Source organism: Pseudoduganella sp. RAF53_2, assembly GCF_052113985.1.
Taxonomy (GTDB): Bacteria; Pseudomonadota; Gammaproteobacteria; order Burkholderiales; family Burkholderiaceae_D; genus Rugamonas.
The window spans coordinates 1-4,129 of the sequence record NZ_JBFRDW010000553.1; the positions used below are offsets into that span (position 1 = coordinate 1).

Annotated in this window: 3 protein-coding genes; all 3 read right to left on the reverse strand. The window is 60.8% G+C overall.

Annotated features, from left to right (window positions below):
* Positions 1–204: 204 nt before the first annotated feature.
* A complete protein-coding gene (locus AB4Z11_RS25145; protein WP_442028506.1) occupies positions 205–1,248 on the reverse strand; it encodes a S1/P1 nuclease in 1,044 nt (347 codons plus the stop codon).
* Positions 1,245–2,513 carry a phospholipase D-like domain-containing protein gene (locus tag AB4Z11_RS25150; protein ID WP_442028507.1) on the reverse strand — a complete coding sequence of 423 codons (1,269 nt, stop codon included), beginning with the start codon at positions 2,511–2,513 and terminating at the stop codon, positions 1,245–1,247. Before AB4Z11_RS25150 ends, AB4Z11_RS25145 begins: the two co-directional genes overlap by 4 nt.
* A gap of 9 nt (positions 2,514–2,522) precedes the next feature.
* Positions 2,523–4,129 (reverse strand): bifunctional metallophosphatase/5'-nucleotidase (locus AB4Z11_RS25155; RefSeq protein WP_442028508.1); only part of this gene is annotated, 1,607 nt, incomplete at its 5' end.

Below are 4,129 nucleotides of genomic sequence, written 5' to 3' on the forward strand. Positions count from 1 at the left end.
TCGTCAAGTCGCGCTAAGGCCACACAGTCAAAAAGAAACCCCGCCGCGGCGGGGTTTTTTCATTGTATCGACTCGTTGCGCGGACTATATTCAAGGAAGCGGGGGGAGATAGCTGAGCTGGCATATCAAGACCAGCGCGCACTCCAAGCAGGTGACTGCCTGCGCCTTGTGCGCCCCTCCTGCCCGCCCTTTCCGCGCCTTGGTTTAAGGCCAGATTTTTTCCAGCAGCTCGGCCAGGTGGTAGCCGCCTTTGACCAGTTGCTCGCGTGCGATCGCGGACGACGGCACGGGATAGTTGTCCGGCACCGTCATGGCCCATACCGTATAAGCTTCGCCGCTCTTGCTGGTCTGCTTGGTCGCGGTACCAACCTTCACATCGGCGTAGGCTTGCTTCGATACCACCAGTGCATCGTTGGCCCACTGATACGGCCAGCTCGCCACATCGCCTGTATTGGCGGCCAGCGCCGGCTTGTTCTCGACGGCCCATTGCGCGAACTGCTCCGGCGTGCGCTTGCTGGTACGGCGCATGGCGTAATCCACCACCGTGGTATCCCAGTAAGAGTGGAAAGGCTTGGTCGGATACTTAGATGCTTCCGGTTTGGTGTCCGACGGCGGAATCAGCTTCGCGCTCGATGCAGCCAATGCCGCTTCGTCCATCTGGAAGTTGTTCCCGCCGCGCGAATCAAAGACGTTCAGCGAATCGATTTCTGCCTGGGTTTTCGGCACCACGAACATGCCGTCCTTGCTGACGTAGGCCGCGCCCACGTGCAGCGGCTGATGGATGTCGCCGGCCAGGTGGGTCAGGATCAGCAGCGCCTGGCGCCTGGTGAATTTGTGCGGGTTGGTTTCCGGCGTATCCTTGCCCTGYAGGACCAGGATAGCTTCCTTCATTGTTTGCACGATGTCGTCATCAGCCGTACCGACGGCGTGATCGTGGTATTCGCTCAGCTGGAACGGCACGTCCGTGTAGTGATATTCGGAGTGCTTCGGATTGGCGCTCACATAATCCGCCATCTCCGCGGTTTGCGGGCCGCAGAAGGTGCCCTTCACGCAGTCCGCCCAGTTGGCGATGGACTCCAGGCTTTCACCCGGCAGCAGCAAGGCTTTTACCTGCTTCTCCGCGTCGGTGCCTTTGATCAGCTTATCGGCGATGGCGCCGACAACGCGGTGACCGGCATTACCCCACGCCAGCGCGTTGGTCGAAATAAAGGCGGCGCTGATCGCCGCGATGCATGCGAGTTTTTTCATTCCTCTTCCTTGGCCTTGTTCGGTTTCGGGTAGTTCTTGTTGATGTCCAGTGGCTGCGCGTATTGCGAAGACCAGGTTTGTTCATGCAGCGCCGTCAGTCGTTTTGCCATCTGCTCGTTGCGCATCACGACTTCGATATTGCGCGACAGGTCCAGATAGCCGCCGGACCAGTTGCTGGTGCCGACCCAGGCCAGCTTACCGTCAATCGTCATGATCTTGCTGTGGATGACGCGCGCGAACGGAATAAAGCCGGTCGAGGCTTTCGGCAGCGTGACCACGCGGATCTCCACATTCGGCAGCACGGCAAGGCTCTTCAGGTAAGCCAGCGCCGGCGCTTCCAGGTTCCAGTTCGATACCATCAGCTTGATCTTCACGCCACGGTTGGCCGCAGCGCGGACGGCGTTGTCGATCACTGCGTAGTAAGGGCGCGTGCCTTTCGGGCCGTAGCTGAGCGGTGCGTAGTCCAGCAGCTGCACGCGCACTTCTTCTTTCGCATCGGCCAGCAAGGCTGGCAGCGTGATTTCGGAATCGAGCACGCCCGGCGGATTGAACGCGCCCGGGCTGGACAGCAGCACGGCGTCCGGCGCGGCTGCAGGTGCAGCGAGCGCCGGCGCTACTTCAGCCAGCGGCGCCGGCGTTGCCAGCACAGGCGCCTTGGCACGCAGCGGCGCCACGGTGCGGCCTTGCGCCACTTGCGCCTGGGCGCTCCAGTCCTGCTCGAAGATCGCCTGAATTTCGCCAACTACTTTCGGATCGCTGATGCGCAGGCCCGTCTCGTGGATGTGCGTGAATGAACGCCAGTCGAAGTTCTGGCTGCCGACAAAGGCCACAGCGCGGTCCACCACCAGGTACTTGGCGTGAATGATGCCGTTGCCCGTCAGTTTGTTGACGTCCAGGATGCGGAATTCCATATTCGGAATCGCCTTGATGCGTTCAATGGTCGCAGCATCGGACAAGCCGACACCTTTTTGATCCAGCAGGAAGCGGATCTTCACGCCACGCTTGCCGGCAGCGTCCARGCGCTCGATCACATGTTCGAAAGGTGCGCCGGCTTTGCTGGCAATGTAGAACTGGCCAATAACGATCTCGCTTTTCGCGTTATCGAACAGCTCAGACCAAACGGTCACTGGATCGCGCAGATCGGCGCTGTGCAGCGTGGTTTCAACCGGCGCTGTCTGCACCAGTTCGAAGCCGGGAATGCGGAAATCCGCATGGGCGCTGCCGAAAACGGCGCTCAGTGCAGCGGCAAGGATAAAGCGGCGCATGGTGCTCCTTTATTTGATGCGCGTGAAGCGCAAAGTGGTGGCCTGCTGGCCAACCGGTTTTCTATCGTTCTCGCGGCGCACCAGGTACTGCGCCAGCGAATCCACGTCGCGCACGCCGGTCTTCACGCGATTGCTGCCCTTGGTGAACATGGAGAAGCCATCGCCGCCTTCAGCGATGAAGTTGTTGACTGCTACGCGATAGCTGTCGCTGTCTTCGAGGCGCACGCCATTGAGCGTTATGCTGTCCGGGACGATACGCTGGCCAACAGGCTGGCGCAAATCGTACTGGTAGGTGAAACCTTCGGATACCTGCAGCATGGCGCGCTTGTTATTGGCTTCGCCAGCATGCCATTGTTCTTCGAGCAGCGCGCGCACCTGGGCGCCGGTCATGTTCATGACCACCAGCTCGTTCCCGAACGGCAGCGCGGCCTGCACATTGCCCAGCGTGGCGATATTGCCCTTGCGGGTTTCCAGGTCCATGCGCACGCCGCCCAGGTTCATGAAGGCGATCTGCGCGCCCCATGGACGGCCTGCCAGCAGTGTCGCATCCGCCACCACCTGTCCCAGCGGCGATTCTTCCGTGCCATCCATGCGCGGCTGGCGGACAACGGACGCGCCCAGGGTGGCGACAGGTTTCGCCAGCTCCGCATTGCTGCGGGCGCGTACCTTGTCCATAAACGCCTGCATGGCTGGCTCGGCGCCGAAGCGGCCTGGCTCCATCACGATATTGCGGGCGCTGACGTCGGTCAGCACGCCGCTTTGCTTGTCGACTATCATGCGGATGCGCGACAGCACATGACCGCCCATCTGTGCCTGTGTGACGAGCCGGCCATCCACCTTGCACAGGTATTCCTTGTGCGAGTGGCCACTGATGACAAGACGAATGACCGGGTCGAGACGCTTGACCACACCCACGATATCGCCAGTCAGATCATCGCAGTATTCACTTTGCGGCAAGGCTTCATCATTGTGCGCGTGCTTGCCGCCCTGGTGGATCAGCACCACGAAGACAGTTGCGCCCTGCTCGCGCAGCTGTGGAATCAGTTTGTTGATGGCCTGCGCTTCATCGATCACCTGCATGCCACTCAGGCTGCTGGCGGAAACCAGTTCCGGCAAATCTTTGACCACGGCGCCGATGAAGGCCACCTTCACCCCCTTTACCTCTTCGATACGATAGGCAGGCACCACGGGCGTATTGCTGCGGGTATCGATGACGTTGGAGGCGAGATAGCTGAACTTCGCGCCTTCAAAGGCAGTCTCGAACTTGCAGGCCTTGTCCATGCGCGGCGAAGCGCAGCCGCCGTTCTGCTGGCGCAGCAGTTCGGCGCGGCCCGGATCGAATTCGTGATTGCCCACCGAAGTCACGCGCAGGCCCAGCATGTTCAGTGCATCAATGGTCGGTTCGTCGGCCCACATCGAGGATATCGCAGGGCTGGCGCCAACCAGATCGCCTGCCCCCACCAGCATCAGTTGCGGATCATCCTTGCGCCAGTCCTTCAATGCAGCGGCCAGCGTCTCGACGCCACCTATCTTCTCCTCGCCGCCATAACGGGAGGCTTCGAGATTGCCGTGCAGATCGTTCAGCGCAACGAGGTTCAATTCGACGGTATTGGAAG